The sequence below is a fragment of the Bacillus sp. FSL M8-0025 genome (assembly GCF_037975475.1).
Taxonomy (GTDB): Bacteria; Bacillota; Bacilli; order Bacillales; family Bacillaceae; genus Bacillus; species Bacillus subtilis.
Genome location: NZ_CP150258.1, coordinates 2,480,563 through 2,502,483, shown reverse-complemented (window position 1 = coordinate 2,502,483; position 21,921 = coordinate 2,480,563). Strand labels below are relative to the sequence as shown.

Sequence of the window (21,921 nt, the reverse complement as noted above, 5' to 3'; positions counted from 1 at the left end):
CCTATGGGGGTATATTATTGTTTTGTGAATAACAAAGAGTTAATAAGGTGGTGTAAGTAGTATCAATTATTTAGTTATTGCATTCCTGCTTATTTTTGTGATTATCATTGCAACGTATAGACGTTATTATCCTATAACCGGAATCTCTTGTATCCATAAAGATAAATTAAAGGCTATGGACATCACAATATTAGATATTCGCCATTATAACGATGTACCCAATTTTTCGGATAATATTATTTTAAACATCCCATATGCGTATCTAAAACGTTTTTATTTAGAGATTCCACGTGATAAAATACACATAATAGCTCGTGACCAGGTGGAATTAAATTTAGGAGTGCGTTTTCTAAAGCGCAAAGGTATCCATGTAAACAGTTATGAACTGGCAACATGTAAATGTAAAAATAAATGAAAGAAAGGATTTCATTGATATATGGAGTATGATCAAAAGATTAAAAACCGCTTACGACGGATTGAAGGACAAATTAAAGGTGTATTGACTATGATGGAACAAGGAAAAGATTGTAGAGAGGTTGTGACCCAATTAGCAGCTTCCCGTAATGCGATCGATCGAGCGATGGGTTTAATTGTGAGCACAAACCTTGAACATTGTGTTCGTGAAAGTTTAGAAAAAGGCGAAGACACACAAAATTTAGTAAAAGAAGCAGTCGACTTATTGGTAAAGAGCCGATAAAAATTCATCAACCTAAGGTTGACGAATTTTTATATGCGTTATATTATACCCCCTATGGTATTTAAAGAGTTGAATAAAAGCATCTTTCGAAAAAAAATTTTTGACTTTAATATACCCACAGGGGTAATTAGTTGGGGGAATAAACATGACAGAACAAACAAAACGCACAACAATTGTTTTATTTAGCGGGGATTATGATAAGGCAATGGCAGCCTATATTATTGCAAATGGTGCAGCTGCCTACGATCATGAAGTGACGATCTTCCATACTTTTTGGGGATTAAACGCTTTACGTAAAGAAGAGCTGATTCCAGTGAAAAAAGGATTTCTTGAAAAAATGTTTGGAAAGATGATGCCTCGTGGTGCTGATAAGATGGGTTTATCTAAAATGAACTTTGCAGGTATGGGCCCTAAAATGATTAAAAATGTGATGAAAAAGCATAATGCACTTCCTTTGCCTCAGTTGATTGAGATGGCTCAAGAACAGGGGGTAAAGCTCGTAGCTTGTACGATGACAATGGATCTTCTTGGTTTACAGGAAAAAGAACTATTAGATGATATTGACTATGCTGGTGTAGCAGCTTATTTGGCAGATGCTGAGGAAGGCAGTGTCAACTTATTTATCTAATGCTACTCATTTACTCATTGCTAAGCGGAATGAGAAGTTTAAAGGCAAGTAAAAATATTGAAGAAACAAGGATTTAAAAACATCACAAATATAAAAGGGGGCATGAATACATGGTATTAACTTCCAGTGAGAAACTTTTTGTATGTTTATATACCCCCACCCCTATATGAGAAAAGGAGGAAAAAATGATGAAAGCAAATATTGTACTAGACGCTAAAGGTTTGGCGTGTCCAATGCCTATCGTAAAAACGAAGAAGAGAATGAAGGATTTAAAAGCTGGTGAAGTATTGGAAATTCATGCGACAGATAAAGGTTCTACAGCAGATCTGGAAGCATGGGCAAAAAGTACAGGCCATGAATATCTAGGTACTGAAGCAGAGGGAGAAATACTTCGTCATTTTCTTCGAAAAGGAGGAGAGCATTTATCAGAAAATGCATCTTCAATTCCTGAGATTTCATTAGAAGCTTTCAAACAGAAAGTGGATAGTGGCGAGTCTCTTAACATTTTAGATGTACGAGAGATAGAGGAGTATGAAAAAGCTCATATCCCTGGAGTTGTGCATATCCCTCTTGGTGAAGTGGAAAAGCACTCTAACGAATTAAACGAAAATGATGAAATTTATATTATCTGCCATTCGGGAAGAAGAAGTGAAATGGCGGCCTGCACTATGAAAAAACAAGGTTTTAAAAAGGTTATTAATGTTGTTCCCGGTATGCGGGATTGGACAGGTAAAACCGAATAAATAAAAAGCATGATGAACAGATGAGTAGCGATTATTGCGGAAAATGATGGTCTGTTTGATGCTTATAAAGTATGTGCCTTCTATTCTTAGCTGATTGAAATGGGAGTTGCATGAATTGGTTGTCAAATAACGATGGACGTTATAGGTTTAACAAAAGATGATTTTATGGAAGGAATCGAAGTAGGCGGGGCTGTTACCTTTTTAGATTTTACTAAAGATGCTGATGTATCCTTAACATTTTAGTCCCGCTAAAAGATTCGATATAGGAGGTATTGAAACATGACCGTAAAGGCAATGACCCCAAAAGAAGTGACAAAAAAAATCTTTAACAAAGAATCTTTATTTATTCTGGATGTGCGTAATGAAAATGATTTTAACGATTGGAAGATTGAAGGACATGACTTTGACCATTTAAATGTACCGTATTTCGATCTTTTAGATGGCGTAGAAGATATCTTGGAGAAAATTCCTTCTGATAAAGAAGTGCTGGTTGTTTGTGCAAAAGAAGGTTCATCCGTCATGGTATCCGAAATGCTATCTGAAGCAGGTCATTCTGTATCCTATCTTAAGGGTGGAATGAAAGCATGGAGCGAACATTTAGAGCCGGTAAAAGTCGGGGATTTAAAAGATGGCGGTGAGATGTATCAGTTTGTTCGAATCGGTAAAGGCTGCCTGTCATACATGGTCATTTCCAATGGTGAAGCAGCAATTATTGATGCGACACGTATGGTAGATTTCTTTATGGATTTTGCGAAGGAGAAGGGTGCAACGATTACTCACGTATTTGAAACACATCTTCACGCGGACCATATTTCAGGCGGCAGAGTCATTGCTGAAAAAACAAAAGCAACCTACTGGTTACCGCCTAAAGATGCTGAAGAAGTGGTATTCGATTATCAGCCGTTGGAAGAAGGAAACGACATGATCATTGGAAATACAACGATTAAAATTCAACCGATTTATTCTCCGGGGCACACGATTGGGTCCACTTCTTTCATTGTCGATGATCTGTATCTTCTTTCAGGTGATATTTTGTTTATTGATTCAATCGGCAGACCAGACTTAGCCGGTATGGCAGAAGATTGGGTAGGAGATTTAAGAAAAACGCTTTATAGCCGTTACAAAGCGTTATCAAAGGATTTAATTGTATTACCGGCACACTTTATGATCATTGACGAGCTAAATGAGGATGGAAGTGTTGGTAAAAAACTAAGTACATTATTTAGCGAGAACCATGGTTTGAACATTGCGGATGAAATAGAATTTAGACACCTAGTAACAGATCATTTGCCTCCGCAACCAAATGCATACCAAGAGATTCGAGAAACAAACATGGGGAAAATCAGCCCAGATGAAGAAAAACAGCGTGAAATGGAGATTGGTCCAAACCGCTGTGCAATACGGTAACACAAGTTTCTATTAATAAGAGGAGAGATGAACATGAAATCAGATAAAGTATTAGACGCAAAAGGCCTGGCATGCCCAATGCCAATCATCAGGACAAAAAAAGCGATGAATGAACTGGAATCAGGTCAAATATTAGAAGTGCATGCAACAGATAAGGGAGCTAAAAATGATCTTGCAGCCTGGTCTAAATCAGGCGGACATGACCTTTTAGAGCAAACGGACGAGGGCGATGTATTGAAATTTTGGATTAAAAAAGGCTAATAATGTGAAAGGGTATCGAATAAAAAGATACCCTTTTCCTATGAAAGGAGGCAAATAAAATGGATATTGCCTTTATCACAACTCTTTTCATTATAGGGTTTATTGGTGCCTTTATTTCCGGAATGATTGGTATTGGCGGAGCAGTTATTAATTATCCAATGCTATTGTACATTCCTTCTTTAGTGGGAGTGATGTCATTAACTGCCCATGAAGTTTCAGGGATAGGGGCTATTCAAGTTTTCTTTGCGACACTCGGCGGTGTTTGGGCTTATCGTAAGAGTGGTCTTCTAAATAAAGCATTAATTATTTACATGGGAAGCAGCATCCTTTTAGGGAGTGTATTGGGGAGTTACTTTTCTCATTACATATCTGAAAAAGGAATTAACTTTATATACGGAATTCTGGCTATTTTAGCAGTTATTTTAATGTTGATACCTAAAAAAGGACAAGAACATAGCGAAGACAAAGAAGTGATATTTAATAAATGGTTGGCTTCGTCCCTAGCGTTAATCATAGGTGGTGTATCAGGTATTTTAGGAGCTGGCGGCGCCTTTATCCTGGTCCCCATTATGTTATCGATTTTAAATATTCCTGTAAGAATCACTGTTGCTTCATCTCTTGCGATTACATTTCTATCATCTATTGGAGCAACAGTTGGAAAAGTAATGACGGGCCAGGTTCTTTTTGTACCAGCCCTGGTTCTTATGATTGCTAGTTTCATTGCTTCTCCTATTGGCGCATCAGTTGGGCAAAAAGTAAATACAAAATTCCTGCAATGGATTTTAGCGCTATTAATAAGTGCGACAGCCATTAAAATTTGGTTAGAGCTCCTTTGATATAAGTCAGCGGGTAAAATGAAAGATTAACAGGTTGATACTGCTGAAGTTTTTGAAAATCAAATGAATATGAAACATCAATTGAGGGTTTTTTATTGAATGGTTTAAAATTGACTATGAGTCAGAGAGAAAAAGGCAATAGGGCACCGCAAATTAAAATTCTCAGTAGATCAAAATAACTTTTGGATTGGTATTAGAATCTTGATTATATGCTGCGGAGAAAGTGACGGGTTGGAACTGCTGTTAAGGAAAACATCAGATTATGAAAAACCAAGAAGAAAGAAACTAAGTTAGAGGAGTAAACCATACGTTTGCTCCTCTTTCTGTTTATAAAGGACTTTGTACCAAAAGTAACGTTGGTATGAATAGGGATCAAAATGATTTGTTTTTTGATTATTTTTTAAAATAATTTAAAAGGATAAAAAAAGAGAGTGAAAATCATCCACCACTTAATATCGAAAATAATTCGACTTAATGAAATAGGTAATAAGGTTTAAATGAAAAAGGAAAAGTTTGCTTTATAGTCTGTGAGGCATACAGTAAAAAACAGGTGAAACGTCTGATGAAAGAAGATATTTTTCGGTTTAATATAATTAATGCCCAAAAAATGGAGATATACAATGGGTAAATGCAAATATCTCTAAGGAAGGTCTCTCTTATTTTAAATATGAAAGGGGATGAAAAAGCGTAAATGACTTAATAGATTCTGTGCTTTATAAATCTTTAACAGAATAAATGATTAAAATAATAAAAAGTAGAAGACGGAGAATATATATGTATAAAAAAATTGGTGTTTTTATATTACTATCTTTCATAATCGTTTCATCTTTTTCACAGTCGGCTCTTGCTCATACAGTTTACCCTGTGAATCCTAATGCACAGGCAACAACGAAAGAGTTGATGAATTGGCTGGCTCATCTGCCAAACCGATCTGAAAATCGCATACTGTCAGGTGCATTCGGCGGATTCACAAATGCTTCGTTTTCCATGAAAGAAGCCAACCAAATTAAGAATGCTACAGGCCAGCTACCCGCAATTTATGGTTGTGACTATTCCAGTGGATGGTTGGAGAAGCCCTATATTTCTGATATTACTGAGACGATCGACTATAGTTGCAACAGTGACTTAATCTCATATTGGAAAAGCGGTGGAATACCACAGATTAGCTTACATCTAGCTAATCCTGCATCCAGTACTTTTGGGAAAAATGCTTCCCATATTTCAAACAGTGAGTATGAAAAGATCTTAGACTCATCAACTACAGAGGGCAAGCGGTTAGAGGCTGTTCTGAGCAAAGTTGCAGATGGCCTTGATCAGTTAAAAAATGAAGGTGTTCCTGTTCTATTCAGGCCTCTTCATGAAATGAATGGAGAATGGTTTTGGTGGGGACTAACCGAATATAACAAAAAAGACAGCCAGCGCTTCTCACTTTATAAACAACTTTATCAAAAAATCTATCATTATATGACTGATACAAGAGGTTTGGACAACCTGATATGGGTTTACTCACCGGACGCCAATCGAGACTTTAAGACTGACTTTTATCCTGGATCTTCATATGTTGATATTGTTGGATTAGATGCGTATTTCTCAGACAATTTTTCAATTCAAGGATATGATGAGTTAACAGCTCTTAATAAGCCATTTGCGTTCACAGAAATCGGCACACAAAAACAAGATGGTAATTTGGATTATGCTGTGTTTCTTAATACAGTCAAACAAAAATATCCGAAAACCGTGTACTTTCTAACTTGGGATGAGGTTCACAGCCCTTCGGTTAATAAAGGTGGGTCTAATTTTTATAATGACAGCTGGACCCTTAATAAGGGAGAGGTATGGGCTGGTAGTTCACTTACACCAATAGTTGAATAACTGAAATGACAAAGGACATAATGAGTAAACAATTTCTTCATGTGGTTTAGTAAGACTAGCTGAATTTCTTACAGAAAAATTCATCTCATCATAGAAGAAATGGACGTTATGGTTTCCAAAGAAGATACTAGACGTTGTGCAAAGAAAAACGTTAAGACGCAGACATAGGTTTGCTCCTCTTTTTCTGTCCATGAAAAGAGGAGTGGTGACTTTTGCGTAAATCGCAATTTGTGTAAATATCATTATTGTTTTTGATGATTCTAATCGTGTATTTAAAAGGAAGAGAGTAAAAAAGCCCGACGTTTACTGTTTTGAGCTCACCATTTTTTAATATATAAGCTTCATAATCAATGATAGTGAGCGGAATAACTCGTGCGGGTTCAATTCTTCTAAACTACATTAATAATAAAGTGGGAGGATTTGAGAAGGGGATAGTTTAGCCGATTATGAGGGCTAAACTATCTTTTTTTACATATTTGATTAGTTTACAATACGGATTTAAATGTCATATGTTTACTAGCACTTAACTATTCAATTCAGGCTGCAATTTGTTCCTCAAAGCATAAAGCATGATGGCACCTACAAGGAATGCGACTGTATCTGCAATGACAAGTGACCAAACCACCCCATGAAAGCCGTTCACCTGATTGGCGATGAACAATACAGGAATCAGAGTAATTCCTTGTATAAATGACATAACAAAAGCGGCCGTTCCTTGCGCGGTAGCTTGGAAGATACCAGTAAATAATGAGGACATCCCTGTAATAAATATGGATAAAAACGTAACATGTAGAATGTAGCTGCCTATTTTAATTAATTGCGGGTCATTTGTAAATAAACCTATTAGATGGTCGGAAATTAAATAGACGATAACGCCAAACATTAATGCTAGCGTCACAATCGCTTTTAATGTAAATCCAATGGTATTTTTCATGCGTAATTTATCCGCTGTAAAAGAGAATGCAATTAACGGTACGACCCCTTCACATAGTCCCATCAAAATAAATTCAGGAAATTGAAATAAGCGGGATGAAATTCCGTATGCAGCAACGGCTTTGTCCCCATATTCGACAAGAAAATGATTAAAGATAAGAGACATTGCCCCCAAAAAAATACTCATAATAAAGACCGGAATGCCGATTTTTAATACATTGCTCAGAATATCCAGGCCAACCTTGAACCACTTTACGGAGACAGTTAAGAACTGGCTCTTATATCCCATGTGGAAGGCATAGAATGAACTCGCAGCCAAGTTGGAAATGACGGTAGCAGACGCAACTCCGATTACACCCCAATGGCATACGAAGATGACTAACGCATCAAGCATAATATTTACAACAACACTGAGAATCATACCGGTCATCGACGTGATTGCTGAACCCTCTGAGCGCACGATATTCTCCAGCGTGAAAAATAATACGACGAAAGGTGAACCAATAAGCATAACCATGACATATTCCTTCGTGAAGCCGAAGGAGTCAGATGTTGCCCCCAGGCCATGAACAATTGGATCGATTAAAGGGAGACCCACTGCCATCACAATAAGACCAAGAACTAAACTGCTGTAAAAGGCAAATGAGGATACATGCTTTACATCATCATATTTTTTCTCCCCGAGCAAACGGGAGATGAATGTACCGCTGCCCATGCCAATCAAGTTGCCTAGCGCCATAATGATTGCAAATAACGGCAAGGTTAATGCGAGTGCGGTTAATATGGCGGTATTGTGGAGTGTACCAAGGAAAAAGGCATTTAGAATGGAATATATGACACTCATTGATGTACCTAGCATCATCGGTATAGCGAAGTGAGCAACAGCTTTTGCGATCGGTGCTTTTTCAAAATAATAGAGGTTTTCTGTATCCATTATATTTCACTTCTTTCTTGTTTATATTTAATCTAACACTGTTAGTTTGAGTCTTACAGTGTTAGATGGTATCATCATTTTATAAACCTGTAAAGAGAAACTTACACTGTTAGATAAAAGGACGGATAATATGAAAAAGCAGCAGCCTCAGATTTCAGAGGAAAAGATTTTAGAAACCTCGTGGGAACTTCTTGGGGAGGGAGGCATCGAAACATTCAGCATGAGACGATTGGCCAACAGGCTAGGGATTCAGGCTCCCTCTCTGTACTGGTATTTCAAGAGCAAACAGAAGCTTTACCAGCGTCTGGCTAACCAAGTATCGAAAATGATTCTGGAGGAGTTCCACTCCGAGGGAGACTGGAAGGAGCAGCTGATGGGGCTTGCGATAACGGTACGGAACGTGCTCAGCCGATATCCTTGCTCTACGCAGCTCATGATGATGACGCTGCCCCATGAACCGGACATCATCCGATTCACGAACCGAATGTTACTCTGCGTGGAATCAACACCACTTAAGCAAGAGCAGAAAATGCAAGTGGTTACTACGCTTGTAAACTATGTCTTCTACTTCGTTTTAGACGATTATCAGCATGAGCGCAATGTCACTGCTATCCTGAAGGACCAAGAAGAGCATCCGGGGGAGGAGATGATACGCCTTCTTGATTCCATGAGCGAGACAGATGCGGGATTATTCCGGAGGATGTTTACGAACGGGCTGTTTGAGTTGATGGGGACTGACAGAGCATTTGAGTTTGGCTTGAAACTGATTTTATATGGGATTGAGAGGGTGATAAAGGAACAGGAGAGGTAATAATTAAACTGCCCGCCATCGGATGGGCAGTTTAAATGAGATTTTCTCGTCCCTCTATATGTGTCACCGTACTGGAGGAGCACTACTTAGGGATTGGAGTCAACAGAAGAGATTGTGAAGAATTGTACTTAAACGCCAGTGATTTAATTGAAGAAGAAATAAAATGAGTAGTTCTTTAAAATGAACTGCTTCTAACCAATGTTTTTTAACTGATTCTTCATATTCATTAAAAGTCCTCTCATTGTGATAGTCATATATGTAAGGGTATCGACAGCATAGATGAGGCCTCTATAAAGAAAGCAGTGACTAGGAATGTACTGAAGTATACCGATCTAAGGATTTTCTCAGGAGAGCTTTTAGAACGTCCGGCTTAGAATCGCTTGATGGAGGGAAGTAACGCCTCATAAGAGAGAAGCCATCTGCTATGATCCAGACGCTTTTCTCGAAGAGTTTATCAGTGATGACAAAACTGATTTTCATCACTCTTTTATATATTTTTTCTCTATTTTCTTTTTAAAAAAACTTTAATGAAATAGAGAAAGCCGGAGTATGAGATCCGGCTTCTTCTGCATTATTTCCCCTTCGCCTTCTTCCGCTTTTCCTTCTCTGCCCGATAAAACTCATGAAACATCTTCATCAGCGCCCGTTTTTCAATCCGCGATACATAGCTGCGTGAGATACCGAGTTCTTTGGCAATCTCTCGCTGCGTTTTTTCCTTCTTCAAATCAAGTCCAAACCGCCCGACAATCACTTCTTTCTCACGGTCATCTAAAATGTCAATGTATTGTTTCACTTTTTCAAGCTCCATATTGAGCTGGATCGTATCTATCACGTCTTCGTTTTCTGATTTCAAAACGTCAATCAGGCTTATTTCATTCCCTTCCTTATCCTGCCCGATCGGATCGTGAAGGGAGACGTCTTTTTTTGTTTTTTTCAATGCGCGCAAATGCATGAGGATTTCATTATTAATTACAAAAGGGGGGTGCACAGATTTCCCGTAACTGTTTGATTAAATAAATGTTGAGTCAGTTTCCTGTAATAAATGCTCAAACGTTTCTTAGCAAATGAAGGGGATACCTTAAATAACCAAGCTGCATTTTCAATTGCATGTGATTGTATGTACGAAAGATTAATATTACGCAACATGAAAGTTGGAATGCAAAAGTGATATGTAAAATAATTGGACTGCCACTCTAAATAATCAGTCCAAGTTGCAGGCATTGTTTTTTTATCGCCTTCATGTCTATATATATGGCAAAATTCATGAGCAAAATCATACCATTGTTCAGTTCGGCTTTTATGGCTGTCCAAGCATATATTATAAATTCCGCTGTGTTTAAGTGCGAAGCTTGTAACAGGTTTAAACGACAGCCTAATATCTAAAGCCTCGGCAATCCGTTCAAAATTAATTTGTTCAGGCTCTGTAATATCAATCTTTCTGTATAAGTTTTCAATCCAATCCTCTAAATGACTGTTTGTATACCTCAAGATGAAAAACCTCCTTAAAGACGACAATCTAAAAATTGGATTCGTTTAAATATTATATGGAAATTAAGACTTTTTTCATAGAAAAATGCGTCTAAGGAGATGGAATATGAATCCGTTTAATAATGACTGTTTTCGTAAGTATGATGATTTTAACACGCATCTGGATTTCTCTAGAAAAGTAAAGGTCTTTAGGGATTTATGTCAAAATAATAGTAAGTACCTTATGCAACAGGGAGTTTGGTTGCTTAATAAGGAGGGGGAAGTATGAAAAAAAATATTCACATATTGGGAGCCTCTGGGGTCGGAACGTCAACATTGGGTGCTGCATTATCAAAGCATTTGCCTCATACGCATCTTGATACCGATGATTACTATTGGTTAGATAAATTCACTAAAAAAAGAGAAATTCCTGAAAGACGAAAGTTGCTTGAAAAAGACTTAACAATAAATGAGAAATGGATTCTTTCTGGTGCAGTGTGTGGCTGGGGCGATAATCTAAAAAGTTATTTTGACCTTGTCGTCTTCTTATGGATTCCACAAGATATACGGCTTGAGAGATTAAGGCATAGGGAATTTCAGCGTTATGGAAATGAAGTGTTAGCCGGTGGCAGTAAATATGAACAATCAAAAGCATTTTTAGAGTGGGCTTCTTTATATGATACTGCTGGAATGGAAGTTAGAAGTAGAGCTTTGCATGAACATTGGATGGCAGATTTATCTTGTCCAGTGTTAAAAATTGAAGGCGATTGCCCAGTCAGCGAAAGAGTTCACCGCGTCTTGGATTATTTGAATTCTAATTAAACTAACGGCTAGCGATTGAAAAAGAAGAACACGGAGCTGATTCACTTGCTCTTGTTGAGGGCAAGTGTTGACAACCCTATTGTGGTTTAATTAAAGAAGGAGTATAAAACCTGTATCAAAGATGTTACTAAATATCTACGACACAGGTTTTATATGTAGGTAACTAATATTCTTATATTTAACTTTGCATTTTTTTTTCTGCAATAGTCGATTCTATTTCTGCTTTCAATTTTTCAAACCACTCTAAATTAACCAAGTGATGTGAACGGGAATTTTCGTTCATACGGCGAAAGTAATCGATTGTGCCGGGAATTTCTTGAGTGATGGACAGGTATTCATCAAGGAGCTCGATTCGAGTTTTAGTCTGATCGATTTGTGATTGGATCAGCTCCAGTAATTTATTTTTGTCGAATTCATCTGCAAAGAGTAACGCCCCATAAAATTGCAGGTTCACATATTCCGATTTGGCGCCGTATTTGATCATTAATTTTTCGAATTCTGCCCTTCCCGAATCTGTGACTTTGTAGTTACGGATTTCACGCCCGCTGGTTGAGGGTTTCTGCTCAATCTGTTCAATAAAACACTTTTCTTCAAGCTGCTGCAGATTGTAATAAAATGAACCTTTCGTGAAGTTAACAATGTATTTGTAATGACGCTTTTCCATTAAGGCCAGAAGTTCATAGCCGTGAGCTCCGGGGTTTTGGATTAGCAAGCCAAGGATAAGTAAGGGAATCATGGTTTCATCACCTTCGCCATCCGCGCCTCAAATTCCGCGTACGTGATTTTACCCGAAGCCAAATCCATACTATGAAGGTAAATCTGTTCTGTTTTAGAATAGTCACCATTCACTTTCAGCGATTGCTCCTCTCCCGAAATGGGTTTCAGGATATGGTGCTTTTTCGAAAAAGCCTCGAAATAGCGGTAACCGAATTTGCGTTGTGAAGCTGCGTCTAAATGAATGCCATCAGGATTCGCAGTCAAACCTGCTGCAGTAACAAAATAATAATTCTGTTTTTCATTAGCAAAACGCAGCAATTGTTCATTAACCTGTCGAAATTCAGTCGCGTGCTGTCCAAAACCGGTCTTTCCAAGAAAGTCACCAAGCCCTCCAATAATCAACGGTACCTCATCAAGTTCCAACTCGTTTCTTAGCGTCTCAATGATAAGAGTTAATTTCTCGTAATAAGTTTCATGTAGCGAACGATAACTGTCACTCTCACCTTGGTGCCAAAGGATTCCACAAATTTGACTGGACCGGAGGGCGAAGCGGGCTTCGGACAAAGCATGCTGAAAAAGGATGCCTTCCGGATGCCAGTCATTCAATGAACTGCCACCTTCGGCACAAGGGATCAAGCCAATTTCTTCATCAGGATGAGCTTTCGACCAAGCATCTGCAAAAGATGCCGCCAGGCCAACGCCGGAAACCGGACGGTCATAATTAATCGGCTCTGTCATCATCTGCCACTGTCCATTGCGCAGCATTTTTATTTTTTCATTATAGATCGGGTCTACTTCATTCAAAAATCCACGGCCCGCCATATTCGACTGCCCCAACATTAAAAAAGACTTTATCATCTAATTTTTCACTTCTTTACATCAATATTTTAGTCTAATTAGACTATAGTCGATTCAGTTTGTCTTGTAAAGTTTTAATAAGGTTTTACTTTTATTATTAGTATGTATGAAAAACAAACTAACATTGAACATTTGGTGGATGTATTTGAGAAATAGCAAGTTCTTTTGCTATTTCTTATCCCACTATCGGGGGCGATTATTGAACAAAAACTAAAGGAGTGATACATATTAGTCATGTATAATATGTATCACTCCATATTTTTTATAGCTTTTTTTGATTTAGATCTTGATAGACAATGAAAAAACAACAAAAACCCTGTCATGTAAGGGTTCCTATGAGCTTCAAAATCATTTTTCATAGGAAATACGTTCAATGATGGGGGTGTATCCCAAATGAAATGGATTGTTAAAAAGGGAGGACTATGTTGAAGAGGTTAAATATCAATAAAAAAGTATTAAAAAGGTTAACGATTGTACCAATTCTATTCATTTGTTATGTTTTATTTTTAAATCCTGAAGTTATACTTGAAGAGCAATGTCCTAATAAGCCTTATAGTTTAACAATCGTAAAGCACGGGACAGGTATATTTGATAAGAAAATTGTTCTAATATATTACAAAATCAACGGAAAAACAGTAGCTGTTGGAAATTTGGTGTTTTTTGAGAATTTGGGAAGAGATATAGATGTTACTTGGGATACTAATACTGATGATGGAACTTGGTGGATAGATAAAAGCGTACATTTAACAATGACTTATGCTAAAAATTTTGAGGGAGATTTAGACAAGAAAGATATTGATTTTGATTATGGTACTGTCCAATAATAATGAAGTCAAAAAGGAATATATACTAAAAGAACCGCCAGTTGCGGTTCTTTTGTGTTTAGATTTAAACGGATTTAAGAGCACTTTTTTTCTTTCCTTGCAAGTACCATGATTCCAGAAGATTATCATAAGTATTGCTGGCATAACTTGACAACTTAGTTGTAAAACTCGCTATTCATTGATGACTTATTCAAACCAATAAACGGTCAGCCAAGGGCAACCGATTGGCAGGTTGAACAAATACAGTCAGTCTTGAATTATCGATACTTAAATCACATGCCTTTGCTGATTTCTTCGGAGTTAACAATCGATGAAATTTTGGACATTGACGAGGCTCTTGGTTCACGAATTCACCAGATGTGCCGTGATTACATAGTGATTATTAAAGGCGATCGAATGCAATTAAATCATAGGTTAGGTGATTGGGAATGAAGGAGGAAACGAATGTGAAAGTAACTGGTGGACTTTATATATTTGGACCTTCAAATCCAACTGAAGGTAAAGATCTTACACCAACAATCCGTTTACTTGAGGAAAAAATAAAGCAAATGGAGCGGATGCTGAGTGCTTAAAGCAGTCGTGTCTCTGCTGGCAATTTTACTCTCCGCACCGAGAATAGAAAAAGAAATTCAGCTATGGGAACAGCTTGACGGGAGGTAAAGAACAGTTGGATTGCATTAAGTTCACTGTTTATGGTGAGCCAGTCGCACAAGGACGGCCGCGTGGATCAATAAGAAATGGGAAGGTGCATATGCGGGATCCAGCAAAATCAAAGCACTTTAAGCAGTATGTCGCATTGGTTGCGTCTCAGCATCGACCAGAAACAATTATTACTGGTCCTGTTTCAATGGATGTCAAAGTGTACAGACCAATGCCTAAGTCAGTTTCAAACTCAAAAAAGAAGAAAGAGAAAGCTGAAATACTACAAAGCCTGATGTTGATAACTATGTAAAGGGTGTGAAAGTGCTTTGAATCAGTGATATACAAAGATGATAATCAGGTGGTGGATTTGAAAGTCAGTAAGTTTTATAGCGAAGAGCCGAGGGTGGAAATCATGATAAAAGAGGTTTCTGCCTAAAAATAAAAAACACCGAAGCGCTTAGCCTCAGTGTTCTTGATATGAACTGGTACTTCTATCATAACATAGGGGGCGCTTTGAGTGTACAATCCAAGAGAAATTAACGTCAAAAAAGACTTCACTATTCAGCAGAAAATTGACCCAGGAAAAGTTCAGATCATTGTTTTAGATGGGAATCAGGGAACTGCTCATGTCTTAGATGCTCCTGAGCACGGTAAGACTGTTATTCAAACTGTAAAGGGGAGCTTTGCAAGAGTTGATCATGAGATAGGATTTAAGGTGAGGTAAAAAGCATTTGATCAATTATTTTTTTGTGTAGCATAATAAAATTAACCAACAGTTGTTATCCCCTTGAATTTAAAACCAGGTGATTAATCAACTTTTTACTACCCGATACGTCTAATAATAGGCGTTGAGAAGGAGAGCGTAAATTGGTAAAATGGAATAACTATGAAATTTAAGAGTGGTGATTAAAATCGAAGATACTTTTAAACAATTATTAACCTCTTTAGGGTTTCCTGGTGCAATAAGTGCAGTTGGATTTTTAATAGTACAACTTATAAGAGCGGGGAATCCAGTCACTATGTTTTCTTCAAGTATTGTTGAAAAAAAGTTTTACTCCAAGGAACAATTATTAATTATAAGGTTGGGGATATATTGTATTTCTGTTTTGATCTGGACGCTCGGTTTTGTCTCAATAGCTCAGCTTATTTCAAGTTATAATCCCAACTTTAATTGGCTTGAGATTATAAGGTGGATAAGTATAGCTGGTATAATGTTAGTGTCCATATTTTTATTACTTTACATCTTCATAGAAAAGATTAAGGGTAAACCTCTAAAAATCTTTATTGCAATAATATATTTAATAATCCTTTTGTATTTTTATACTGGACTCAATGGTTTAATTTTGTCTTTTCAATTTGAGACAAATACTCAAAAAATTGTTGCATTTTTTATCTCTGTATATTTTTCTTGCTATATTCCAGCCCTTTTAAAACCAATATTTAATTTTAATAAAACTACGAAAGTTTACATAAAAGATGGAAAAGAAACATGGTATATATTACATTCGATAAATAGAGAATATCTTTTATTAGGAAATGAAAGTAACCACAATTTATGCAGTAAAACTATGATCAAGAAGAAAGAAGATTTATATGATAAACCTATCGAGATTAAAATAGAAAAAAACAATACTTAAGTCCAAGACGGAAAGCCTGCGGACACTAAACTTACAGTATTACACTGTTTGTTTGGTGTCCGTTTTTTATTTGGAAAAGGAGAACACAATCATGAATCGAAAAGATATTGAAAATCTAATCAATAGCTATCACTGGATGGCAAAAGAGGTTCATCGATTGCAGAGAGTGCTCTATGGTTCAGTAATCCCAATGAAAAATTGGGGCGTTGCACAATATGGATTAGAAGCAGCTATGCCAAAAGGAAGTCCCGGGAAGAGTCAGGCAGAATTGCAGCAAATGGATATGAGAGAGGAACGTCTTTTCAAACGTCTTAAGTACTATGAGGAACGAGTATATGCAGTTGAGTTGGGGGCAGAAAAGATCAAAGGGGAGCAGCACAAAGTTATTTATGATTGCATGATGGAGGGGATGAGTTATCGTGCAATAGGTCTTCATCTTGGCATTTCAAGGGAAACTGTACGCAAAATGAAAGACGAGTTGATCAGCCAATTATGCCAAGATTGCCACTTTGAGCGCTTGTTGAATCCGAAAAAATCTGTAGTGTAAAATGGGAGGCAGGTCGGCGCGGCGAATTATTCCTGCGTCACCACTACATTCATGGAATGAGAAAACCCCCCAGCGATAAGCGAGGATCAACTCAACTGGGAGGTTTTATACAGTGAATTCGGGTGATAAAACACCAGCAGTATTGCGTAAAAATTAATATTCCCGACAAAAACAAAATAAAGCCTCATGTTTGATGATGATAAGGGTTGAATGTGCTCTATCAAACGAGGCTTTTAGAGCGAATTCACTAATAACGGGTGCATTCGTTCGTAGGAGGATTATTTCCAAGAAAAATGGGTTCTATTCATATTGAGGAGCGCTTTTCATAATAAAACCCCACGTTGATCATAAAGAGTTGGAGAAACGTGGGGCAGAGCGATGGGGTATTTATGTGGAGTGGAGAGTTGCTCTAATAAGTAATCTATACAGCTTTTGTTGTGATGTGCATGGTTTTGTTTGCTAAATCCTCATGGAGCGGTAAATAGGTGGTTGTAATAGTACTAGTAGATGCTTCTGAACATAGTTTATAACAGATAAAAAATAATGAAGGGAGAAGAAAATATGCATCATTTCAAAATTTTACCTCCAATTGTGCATCCGACTAAGTGTTGTGAACATCATACGTTCTCAAATACAATTGTTCCTCACATTCATCCGCAACATACAACTAGCGTGAATCATCAACATTATGAGCATGTTCATTACTTTCCGCATAGTTACTCAAGTTACGATCCTGTCACTGAGCATCATAAGTATTGCGGAAAACCTTGTTGTTAAGGATTTCCGAAAACAATTAATTAAAAAAGAGAGGTTTTAAAGTGGCCTCTCTTTTTATTGTCTATCCTATTTTTACAATTTAAGGATATTGTTAATAACATTGCAAAACGCCATAAAAACTTCTTATGGCGTCTTCGTACAGGGAGGTGAAATTCAAAAGGCCGCTTTGGATTAAAGTGCCTAAAGACTAATAAAGGAATGCAGCACCAACAATGATTAATAGAATGAATAGCACTACGATTAATGCGAAAGTGCTACCATAACCATTCGAGTATCCCATATAGTTACCTCCTTTAATAGTAGATTAAAATATTTCAAGACTAATAAAGGAATGAAGCACCCACAATGATTAACAGGATGAACAACACCACAACTAACACGAAGGAGCTATTGTAACCATTTGACATGTTATCACCTCTTTTAGTGGAGTTAGTATAAGATATGTCAAACAATAATTTTCGACATAGATTTAAGTCTAAATAAGAGAAAATGAATATTTTGTCTAAAGGTGTAATAGCAGATACATCAGCAAAAACTATTAAAACAAACACAAACTCAAACATGAGGTCCGGAGGTGGGTAAGATGTAATGCCAAGACCACGAGATCCACGCAGAGACAAAGCTTTTCGTTTTTGGGAAGAGAGCGGCGGGAGTAAGAAGTTAAAAGACATTGCTGAGCAATTAAACGTAACAAGTAGCACTGTCCGAAAATGGAAAACAAACGATAAATGGGAAGAAAAAATAAAAGGGAGCGCTCTTTTGCGTCGAGGCGCACCTAAAGGGAACAAAAATGCAAAAGGAAATAAGGGAGGAAGAGCACCGCTTGGAAATAAAAATGCATTAGGAAATAAAGGTGGTGCAGCTCCACTGAGAAATCAAAACGCTGTGACTCATGGATTCTTCTCTAAGTTCCTGCCAGAAGAAACGCTATCCATCATGGAAGGTATTCAAGAACGTTTGCCTGTCGATATGATATGGGATCAGATACAGATCCAATATGCCGCAATTATAAGGGCGCAAAAAAACATGTTCGTTTCTGATAAGCAAGAAATGATTAAGGAACTAAAAAAGAAAAAGTCTGTCCTATCTGAGACAAACGAAGTCGAAGAGGAAGAATACGAATTCCAATTTTCTTGGGATCGTCATGCAACGTTCTTGAACGCTCAATCTAGGGCAATGGCAGAGCTCAGGAACTTTATTAAACAGTTTGATGTAGCCCACTCGGAAGACGAACGACGCCTTAAATTGGAGAATATGCGTTTAAATATCAACAAGAAAAAATTAGAGATCGAAAAACTTACAGAAGAAGACAAACCTTTTGAGATCACCATTGTAAACAAGAGTGATGACAAATGATTAAACAAGTAAATCCTCATTTTAAAGAATTTCTCTTTGACTGGAATCAAAAGTTTCAGTTTCTTGTGGGTGGTTATGGATCATCCAAAAGCTATCATGTGGCACTCAAAATTGTTCTGAAATTGCTTAAAGAAAAACGAACTGCACTTGTTATCAGAGAGGTGTACGACACACATAGGGATATTTTACCTACGTGCGTCAGGAAGCTGTCGCTAATGAAGAATTGTCAATAACTGAAAATTTAGCGCAGATCGGTGTTAAAATCCCATCATCAATAACAGATCGATTACAAACGATTGAGAACGAAAAAGAACAGAGTAAGAATAACGCAGACAAAGCTGCTGGCTAAGCCAGTGGCTTTTTTATTACACAGACAGAAGGAGAGAGGATATATAGCCATTAAAGTTGTAAAGAATTTAGTCTCTAAATCAAAGTATGGATTGAAATGTCCTAATCCAATGAAAGCTGAATATATCACTATTCATAACACTGCAAATGATGCTTCAGCAGCCAATGAGATTTCTTACATGAAGAATAACTCTAGCTCAACGAGTTTTCACTTTGCAGTAGACGATAAACAAGTCATTCAAGGGATTCCAACGAATCGTAACGCTTGGCACACAGGAGATGGAACAAACGGTACAGGGTATCGTAAGTCGATTGGTGTCGAAATTTGTTATAGCAAGTCAGGAGGGGAACGATATAAGGCAGCGGAAAAGCTCGCTATTAAGTTTGTGGCGCGGCTACTGAAAGAACGCGGATGGGGTGTTGATCGTGTCCGTAAGCACTAAGACTGGAACGGCAAGTATTGCCCGCACCGTATTTTGTCAGAGGGAAGATGGAATCAAGTTAAGGCTGCAATTGAAAAAGAATTAAAGGCCTTTGGAGGTATTTCTTCAAGTAGCTCTTCAGGATCAACTTATACAGTCAAAAAAGGGGATACACTTTCCAAAATTGCAAAAGCTGAAGGGGTTAGCGTGGCAAATCTTCAGAGCTGGAATAACATTAAAGACCCGAATAAAATCAAAGTTGGCCAAAAGTTGAAACTAAAAGAATCCGATTCATCCAGCAGCACTAAAACAAGCGGCAAAAAGAGATCATACCCGCTTCCTTCCGGAGTTATTAAAGTGACAAGTCCGATGACGAAAGGACAAATGTCAGACAAATTCAAAAAGCACTGGCTGCACTATACTTCTACCCGGATAAAGGAGCGAAAAACAACGGCATTGACGGCTATTATGGTCCGAAAACGGCGAACGCGGTTAAACGATTTCAGTTGATGCATGGGCTTTCTGCTGATGGAATTTATGGACCTAAGACTAGAGCAAAAATTGAAGCATCATTGAAGTGAAAAAGAGCCCATCTCTTTACGAGAGGGCTTCATTCTTATTCATACTATTTTCACAAAAAACTTTTACAGATTATTGAATATAAAGGAAATATTTTGTATTATAATCTCGTAAATTAATAAAGGAGGATGTATATGAAAGGTTTAAAAAACTTGTTTTGTAGCATTGTTTTAAGTTTAATAGTAGTTATCTCTATTTTCTCAGTTCCGGCCAAGGCTACTACAGAAAACCTCATAGAGGCTAAAAAACCAATTACATATGAAGAACAAGAGGTTTTGAAGGTCAATAAAAATGGAGAGACTGAAAGCTTAAACAGAAGTGATAGATCTTCTGTCATTCAAAAATCTAAACAATTGTTCAATAACAATATTAAAAGTGAAATAAACTATAATAATCCCCTTGTAAAACAAGAAAATAATGTAGTGAACGTTCCAGTTGTTGATATAAAAGATAACAATGCAAAAACCTCAGCAAAAACACCTAGTCTGGTTACAATGTCTTACCTTACAACTTATGACCCCAATAAAAAAACAATCACGACAAAAATCGCAATAAAAAATATAGTCGGCGAAAAGCCGGTTGTTATAGAAGCGTCAAATGATCTTTATACAAGTAATACGTATTCCGGGAAATATCAAAGGGTTTTTATTCACAGTAGAGAGTTTTTAGGTGCTAATATAAAAGTTGGCAAATCATATTCTAAGTCATATAGTGTAAAATCAACTAAATTTTATATTTCTAGACACACTACAGTAGCTGGATGGAAAGGTTCACTTCCAGATACATCTACTGGACAATTAGCTCCTACTTTAGCTAATAAGATTGGTGAGATCTATCCAGCGATTATCAATCATCATAACAACAAAATGCTTCCACTACCGAGTAGAGCAGACTTGCCTAAAGTACCTGAAAAAGATAGAGTTGATTGGGATAGCAGCAAGGATCGTGGGGCCTATATAAAGAAATATATAGACACATACGGAAATCCTAAATGGGACTGGTCCGCAGTAGATATTCACCATGTTATTCCTAGAGAACGTGGGGGGAACAATAGCTTTAATAACTTGTACCCTTTACCAAGGACTATGCATCAGCAGCTCTTAAATCCGTGGTGGGCTAGATATTAATTTTAATGTGAGGTGTCGATATGGCTGTTTTTATTGAAAAAACACTGGAAGGTTTAAAGGAATTACTTGATGAAAGAGGGCAAATGAAAATCTTAGGTAAAGAAGGAACCCTCAATGAAGTTGAATGTCAATTCTTTGCAAGCGCTACAGATCAAGAAATAACGGAATTTGAAAAGAAGCTAAACGTTACTCTTCCAGAAGATTATAGAGTATTTTTGAAAACACATAACGGCGCCAGAATATATGATGTAATGATTTATGGCAGTAATGTTGGTGGCGGACTTCACATTTTAAGTTTAAAAGAGATATATGAGAGTATGCAGACAATAGCTTTATTGAAGCCAACCTTTATTCCTGTCGCTCATTTATTAGATGGCTGTTATTTGTTAATCGATAAAACAAAGGCATCAACAGATCCAAACTATTTATGGTTACTTAATCAAACGGAGTATGAATTTCTGAACTTGAATTTCGAGCTCTTTGTAGACAGGTATATTGTTTCGCAAGGAGCGAATTTTTGGAAATGGAATCTGTATTCAGCTGAAAATTATTATAGAACAAATTAAAGAAATTTCAAAAAACGTCTAGTTAAACACTAATGACCAGAACATGTTGACGGTATTTGTGTAAGAAAGCCTTCTCGTTATGAGAAGGCTTTCTGCATATTTAATATGGA

General features: G+C 37.2%; 24 protein-coding genes and 9 pseudogenes. 26 read left to right on the top strand and 7 right to left on the bottom strand.

Annotated features, from left to right (window positions below; translation table 11 throughout):
* Positions 1-97: 97 nt before the first annotated feature.
* The 10 genes and pseudogenes from MKX38_RS12895 to MKX38_RS12850 all read left to right on the top strand — a co-directional run bounded on the left by MKX38_RS12895 (position 98) and on the right by MKX38_RS12850 (position 6,444).
* A complete protein-coding gene (locus MKX38_RS12895; protein ID WP_015251633.1) occupies positions 98-415 on the top strand; it encodes a hypothetical protein in 318 nt (105 codons plus the stop codon).
* Between the two features lie 21 nt (positions 416-436).
* Positions 437-697: a metal-sensitive transcriptional regulator gene (locus MKX38_RS12890; protein WP_003237170.1), complete on the top strand. Its 261-nt coding sequence runs from the start codon at positions 437-439 to the stop codon at positions 695-697.
* 145 nt (positions 698-842) lie between these two features.
* Entirely contained in the window at positions 843-1,325 is a 483-nt protein-coding gene (locus tag MKX38_RS12885) for a DsrE/DsrF/DrsH-like family protein (RefSeq protein WP_015251635.1), read from the top strand.
* Positions 1,326-1,348: 23 nt separating this feature from the next.
* Positions 1,349-1,445, top strand: a pseudogene (locus MKX38_RS12880) (rhodanese-like domain-containing protein); the annotation flags it as partial.
* 65 nt (positions 1,446-1,510) lie between these two features.
* Entirely contained in the window at positions 1,511-2,068 is a 558-nt protein-coding gene (locus MKX38_RS12875; RefSeq protein ID WP_339187314.1) for a sulfurtransferase TusA family protein, read from the top strand.
* A 30-nt stretch (positions 2,069-2,098) separates the two neighbouring features.
* Positions 2,099-2,311, top strand: a pseudogene (locus tag MKX38_RS12870) (DsrE/DsrF/DrsH-like family protein).
* 29 nt (positions 2,312-2,340) lie between these two features.
* A pseudogene (locus MKX38_RS12865) lies at positions 2,341-3,475 on the top strand (MBL fold metallo-hydrolase).
* A gap of 33 nt (positions 3,476-3,508) precedes the next feature.
* Positions 3,509-3,736, top strand: coding sequence for a sulfurtransferase TusA family protein (locus MKX38_RS12860; RefSeq protein WP_042976637.1), 228 nt, complete (start codon positions 3,509-3,511; stop codon positions 3,734-3,736).
* A gap of 59 nt (positions 3,737-3,795) precedes the next feature.
* Positions 3,796-4,572, top strand: coding sequence for a sulfite exporter TauE/SafE family protein (locus MKX38_RS12855; RefSeq protein WP_033885479.1), 777 nt, complete (start codon positions 3,796-3,798; stop codon positions 4,570-4,572).
* Between the two features lie 774 nt (positions 4,573-5,346).
* Positions 5,347-6,444 carry a glycosyl hydrolase gene (locus MKX38_RS12850; RefSeq protein WP_033884505.1) on the top strand — a complete coding sequence of 366 codons (1,098 nt, stop codon included), beginning with the start codon at positions 5,347-5,349 and terminating at the stop codon, positions 6,442-6,444.
* A gap of 523 nt (positions 6,445-6,967) precedes the next feature.
* Here MKX38_RS12850 and MKX38_RS12845 read toward each other — a convergent pair.
* Positions 6,968-8,311 carry an MATE family efflux transporter gene (locus MKX38_RS12845; protein ID WP_033884504.1) on the bottom strand — a complete coding sequence of 448 codons (1,344 nt, stop codon included), beginning with the start codon at positions 8,309-8,311 and terminating at the stop codon, positions 6,968-6,970.
* A gap of 130 nt (positions 8,312-8,441) precedes the next feature.
* Here MKX38_RS12845 and MKX38_RS12840 point away from each other — a divergent pair, with 130 nt between their 5' ends.
* On the top strand, positions 8,442-9,122 hold the full coding sequence (locus MKX38_RS12840; RefSeq protein ID WP_015714344.1) for a TetR/AcrR family transcriptional regulator C-terminal domain-containing protein: 681 nt from the start codon (positions 8,442-8,444) through the stop codon (positions 9,120-9,122).
* A gap of 571 nt (positions 9,123-9,693) precedes the next feature.
* Here MKX38_RS12840 and MKX38_RS12835 read toward each other — a convergent pair.
* Together MKX38_RS12835 and MKX38_RS12830 are read right to left on the bottom strand one after the other, a co-directional pair.
* Positions 9,694-10,086: pseudogene (locus tag MKX38_RS12835) on the bottom strand (sigma-70 family RNA polymerase sigma factor); the annotation flags it as partial.
* A 5-nt stretch (positions 10,087-10,091) separates the two neighbouring features.
* Positions 10,092-10,610 carry an ImmA/IrrE family metallo-endopeptidase gene (locus MKX38_RS12830; RefSeq protein WP_339187309.1) on the bottom strand — a complete coding sequence of 173 codons (519 nt, stop codon included), beginning with the start codon at positions 10,608-10,610 and terminating at the stop codon, positions 10,092-10,094.
* A 264-nt stretch (positions 10,611-10,874) separates the two neighbouring features.
* Here MKX38_RS12830 and MKX38_RS12825 point away from each other — a divergent pair, with 264 nt between their 5' ends.
* The gene (locus MKX38_RS12825; protein ID WP_163130585.1) at positions 10,875-11,411 is read left to right on the top strand and encodes an AAA family ATPase; all 537 of its coding nucleotides are present in this window, start codon (positions 10,875-10,877) and stop codon (positions 11,409-11,411) included.
* Positions 11,412-11,589: 178 nt separating this feature from the next.
* Here the strand turns inward: MKX38_RS12825 and MKX38_RS12820 are convergent, their stop codons facing one another.
* Together MKX38_RS12820 and MKX38_RS12815 are read right to left on the bottom strand one after the other, a co-directional pair.
* Positions 11,590-12,147, bottom strand: a complete 558-nt coding sequence (locus MKX38_RS12820) for a PadR family transcriptional regulator (protein ID WP_103803722.1) — start codon at positions 12,145-12,147, stop codon at positions 11,590-11,592.
* Entirely contained in the window at positions 12,144-12,986 is an 843-nt protein-coding gene (locus MKX38_RS12815) for a sialate O-acetylesterase (RefSeq protein ID WP_163130587.1), read from the bottom strand. Before MKX38_RS12815 ends, MKX38_RS12820 begins: the two co-directional genes overlap by 4 nt.
* Before the next feature lie 422 nt (positions 12,987-13,408).
* On the opposite strand from MKX38_RS12815, the gene MKX38_RS12810 reads away from it, so the two are divergent.
* From MKX38_RS12810 to MKX38_RS12775, 8 genes and pseudogenes are all read left to right on the top strand, one after another.
* On the top strand, positions 13,409-13,810 hold the full coding sequence (locus tag MKX38_RS12810; protein ID WP_080529581.1) for a hypothetical protein: 402 nt from the start codon (positions 13,409-13,411) through the stop codon (positions 13,808-13,810).
* A 171-nt stretch (positions 13,811-13,981) separates the two neighbouring features.
* Positions 13,982-14,242 (top strand): annotated as a pseudogene (locus tag MKX38_RS12805) (ATP-binding protein); the annotation flags it as partial.
* Positions 14,233-14,382, top strand: coding sequence for a hypothetical protein (locus MKX38_RS12800; RefSeq protein WP_134818976.1), 150 nt, complete (start codon positions 14,233-14,235; stop codon positions 14,380-14,382). The pseudogene MKX38_RS12805 and the gene MKX38_RS12800, both read left to right, overlap by 10 nt.
* Before the next feature lie 74 nt (positions 14,383-14,456).
* Positions 14,457-14,888 (top strand): annotated as a pseudogene (locus MKX38_RS12795) (RusA family crossover junction endodeoxyribonuclease).
* A gap of 81 nt (positions 14,889-14,969) precedes the next feature.
* A complete protein-coding gene (locus MKX38_RS12790; protein WP_033884491.1) occupies positions 14,970-15,176 on the top strand; it encodes an XtrA/YqaO family protein in 207 nt (68 codons plus the stop codon).
* A gap of 175 nt (positions 15,177-15,351) precedes the next feature.
* Positions 15,352-16,089, top strand: coding sequence for a hypothetical protein (locus MKX38_RS12785; RefSeq protein ID WP_033884489.1), 738 nt, complete (start codon positions 15,352-15,354; stop codon positions 16,087-16,089).
* 91 nt (positions 16,090-16,180) lie between these two features.
* Positions 16,181-16,636 carry a sigma factor-like helix-turn-helix DNA-binding protein gene (locus MKX38_RS12780; protein ID WP_033884487.1) on the top strand — a complete coding sequence of 152 codons (456 nt, stop codon included), beginning with the start codon at positions 16,181-16,183 and terminating at the stop codon, positions 16,634-16,636.
* 561 nt (positions 16,637-17,197) lie between these two features.
* On the top strand, positions 17,198-17,413 hold the full coding sequence (locus MKX38_RS12775) for a CotD family spore coat protein (protein ID WP_273796126.1): 216 nt from the start codon (positions 17,198-17,200) through the stop codon (positions 17,411-17,413).
* 187 nt (positions 17,414-17,600) lie between these two features.
* On the opposite strand, the gene MKX38_RS12770 is transcribed toward MKX38_RS12775, so the two are convergent.
* Complete coding sequence (locus MKX38_RS12770) at positions 17,601-17,693, bottom strand: YjcZ family sporulation protein (RefSeq protein ID WP_088326573.1); 93 nt, start codon at positions 17,691-17,693, stop codon at positions 17,601-17,603.
* Positions 17,694-17,733: 40 nt separating this feature from the next.
* Positions 17,734-17,820 (bottom strand): YjcZ family sporulation protein, encoded by an 87-nt coding sequence (locus MKX38_RS12765; RefSeq protein ID WP_073991391.1) that lies wholly within the window; start codon positions 17,818-17,820, stop codon positions 17,734-17,736.
* Positions 17,821-18,001: 181 nt separating this feature from the next.
* Between MKX38_RS12765 and terS the strand changes: the two genes are divergently transcribed.
* The 6 genes and pseudogenes from terS (at position 18,002) to MKX38_RS12735 (ending at position 21,811) form a co-directional block, all read left to right on the top strand.
* On the top strand, positions 18,002-18,769 hold the full coding sequence (terS, locus tag MKX38_RS12760; protein ID WP_317680594.1) for a phage terminase small subunit: 768 nt from the start codon (positions 18,002-18,004) through the stop codon (positions 18,767-18,769).
* Positions 18,766-18,951, top strand: a pseudogene (locus MKX38_RS12755) (phage terminase large subunit); the annotation flags it as partial. The gene terS and the pseudogene MKX38_RS12755, both read left to right, overlap by 4 nt.
* A 26-nt stretch (positions 18,952-18,977) precedes the next feature.
* Positions 18,978-19,118, top strand: a pseudogene (locus MKX38_RS12750) (phage holin family protein); the annotation flags it as partial.
* 43 nt (positions 19,119-19,161) lie between these two features.
* Positions 19,162-20,120, top strand: a pseudogene (locus MKX38_RS12745) (N-acetylmuramoyl-L-alanine amidase).
* Between the two features lie 132 nt (positions 20,121-20,252).
* On the top strand, positions 20,253-21,245 hold the full coding sequence (locus MKX38_RS12740; RefSeq protein WP_317680595.1) for an HNH endonuclease signature motif containing protein: 993 nt from the start codon (positions 20,253-20,255) through the stop codon (positions 21,243-21,245).
* 20 nt (positions 21,246-21,265) lie between these two features.
* Positions 21,266-21,811 carry an SMI1/KNR4 family protein gene (locus MKX38_RS12735; protein ID WP_268310042.1) on the top strand — a complete coding sequence of 182 codons (546 nt, stop codon included), beginning with the start codon at positions 21,266-21,268 and terminating at the stop codon, positions 21,809-21,811.
* The last annotated feature ends 110 nt before the right edge of the window (positions 21,812-21,921 follow it).

Coding starts and splice junctions, on each gene's coding strand:
- MKX38_RS12885 (WP_015251635.1), top strand. CDS start 843: ATGACAGAACAAACAAAACGCACAACAATTGTTTTATTTAGCGGGGAT.
- MKX38_RS12860 (WP_042976637.1), top strand. CDS start 3,509: ATGAAATCAGATAAAGTATTAGACGCAAAAGGCCTGGCATGCCCAATG.
- MKX38_RS12780 (WP_033884487.1), top strand. CDS start 16,181: ATGAATCGAAAAGATATTGAAAATCTAATCAATAGCTATCACTGGATG.
- MKX38_RS12820 (WP_103803722.1), bottom strand. CDS start 12,147: ATGATTCCCTTACTTATCCTTGGCTTGCTAATCCAAAACCCCGGAGCT.
- MKX38_RS12850 (WP_033884505.1), top strand. CDS start 5,347: ATGTATAAAAAAATTGGTGTTTTTATATTACTATCTTTCATAATCGTT.
- MKX38_RS12855 (WP_033885479.1), top strand. CDS start 3,796: ATGGATATTGCCTTTATCACAACTCTTTTCATTATAGGGTTTATTGGT.
- MKX38_RS12810 (WP_080529581.1), top strand. CDS start 13,409: ATGTTGAAGAGGTTAAATATCAATAAAAAAGTATTAAAAAGGTTAACG.
- MKX38_RS12840 (WP_015714344.1), top strand. CDS start 8,442: ATGAAAAAGCAGCAGCCTCAGATTTCAGAGGAAAAGATTTTAGAAACC.
- MKX38_RS12845 (WP_033884504.1), bottom strand. CDS start 8,311: ATGGATACAGAAAACCTCTATTATTTTGAAAAAGCACCGATCGCAAAA.
- MKX38_RS12735 (WP_268310042.1), top strand. CDS start 21,266: ATGGCTGTTTTTATTGAAAAAACACTGGAAGGTTTAAAGGAATTACTT.
- MKX38_RS12765 (WP_073991391.1), bottom strand. CDS start 17,820: ATGTCAAATGGTTACAATAGCTCCTTCGTGTTAGTTGTGGTGTTGTTC.
- MKX38_RS12740 (WP_317680595.1), top strand. CDS start 20,253: ATGAAAGGTTTAAAAAACTTGTTTTGTAGCATTGTTTTAAGTTTAATA.
- MKX38_RS12890 (WP_003237170.1), top strand. CDS start 437: ATGGAGTATGATCAAAAGATTAAAAACCGCTTACGACGGATTGAAGGA.
- MKX38_RS12825 (WP_163130585.1), top strand. CDS start 10,875: ATGAAAAAAAATATTCACATATTGGGAGCCTCTGGGGTCGGAACGTCA.
- MKX38_RS12770 (WP_088326573.1), bottom strand. CDS start 17,693: ATGGGATACTCGAATGGTTATGGTAGCACTTTCGCATTAATCGTAGTG.
- MKX38_RS12875 (WP_339187314.1), top strand. CDS start 1,511: ATGATGAAAGCAAATATTGTACTAGACGCTAAAGGTTTGGCGTGTCCA.
- MKX38_RS12775 (WP_273796126.1), top strand. CDS start 17,198: ATGCATCATTTCAAAATTTTACCTCCAATTGTGCATCCGACTAAGTGT.
- MKX38_RS12815 (WP_163130587.1), bottom strand. CDS start 12,986: ATGATAAAGTCTTTTTTAATGTTGGGGCAGTCGAATATGGCGGGCCGT.
- terS (WP_317680594.1), top strand. CDS start 18,002: ATGCCAAGACCACGAGATCCACGCAGAGACAAAGCTTTTCGTTTTTGG.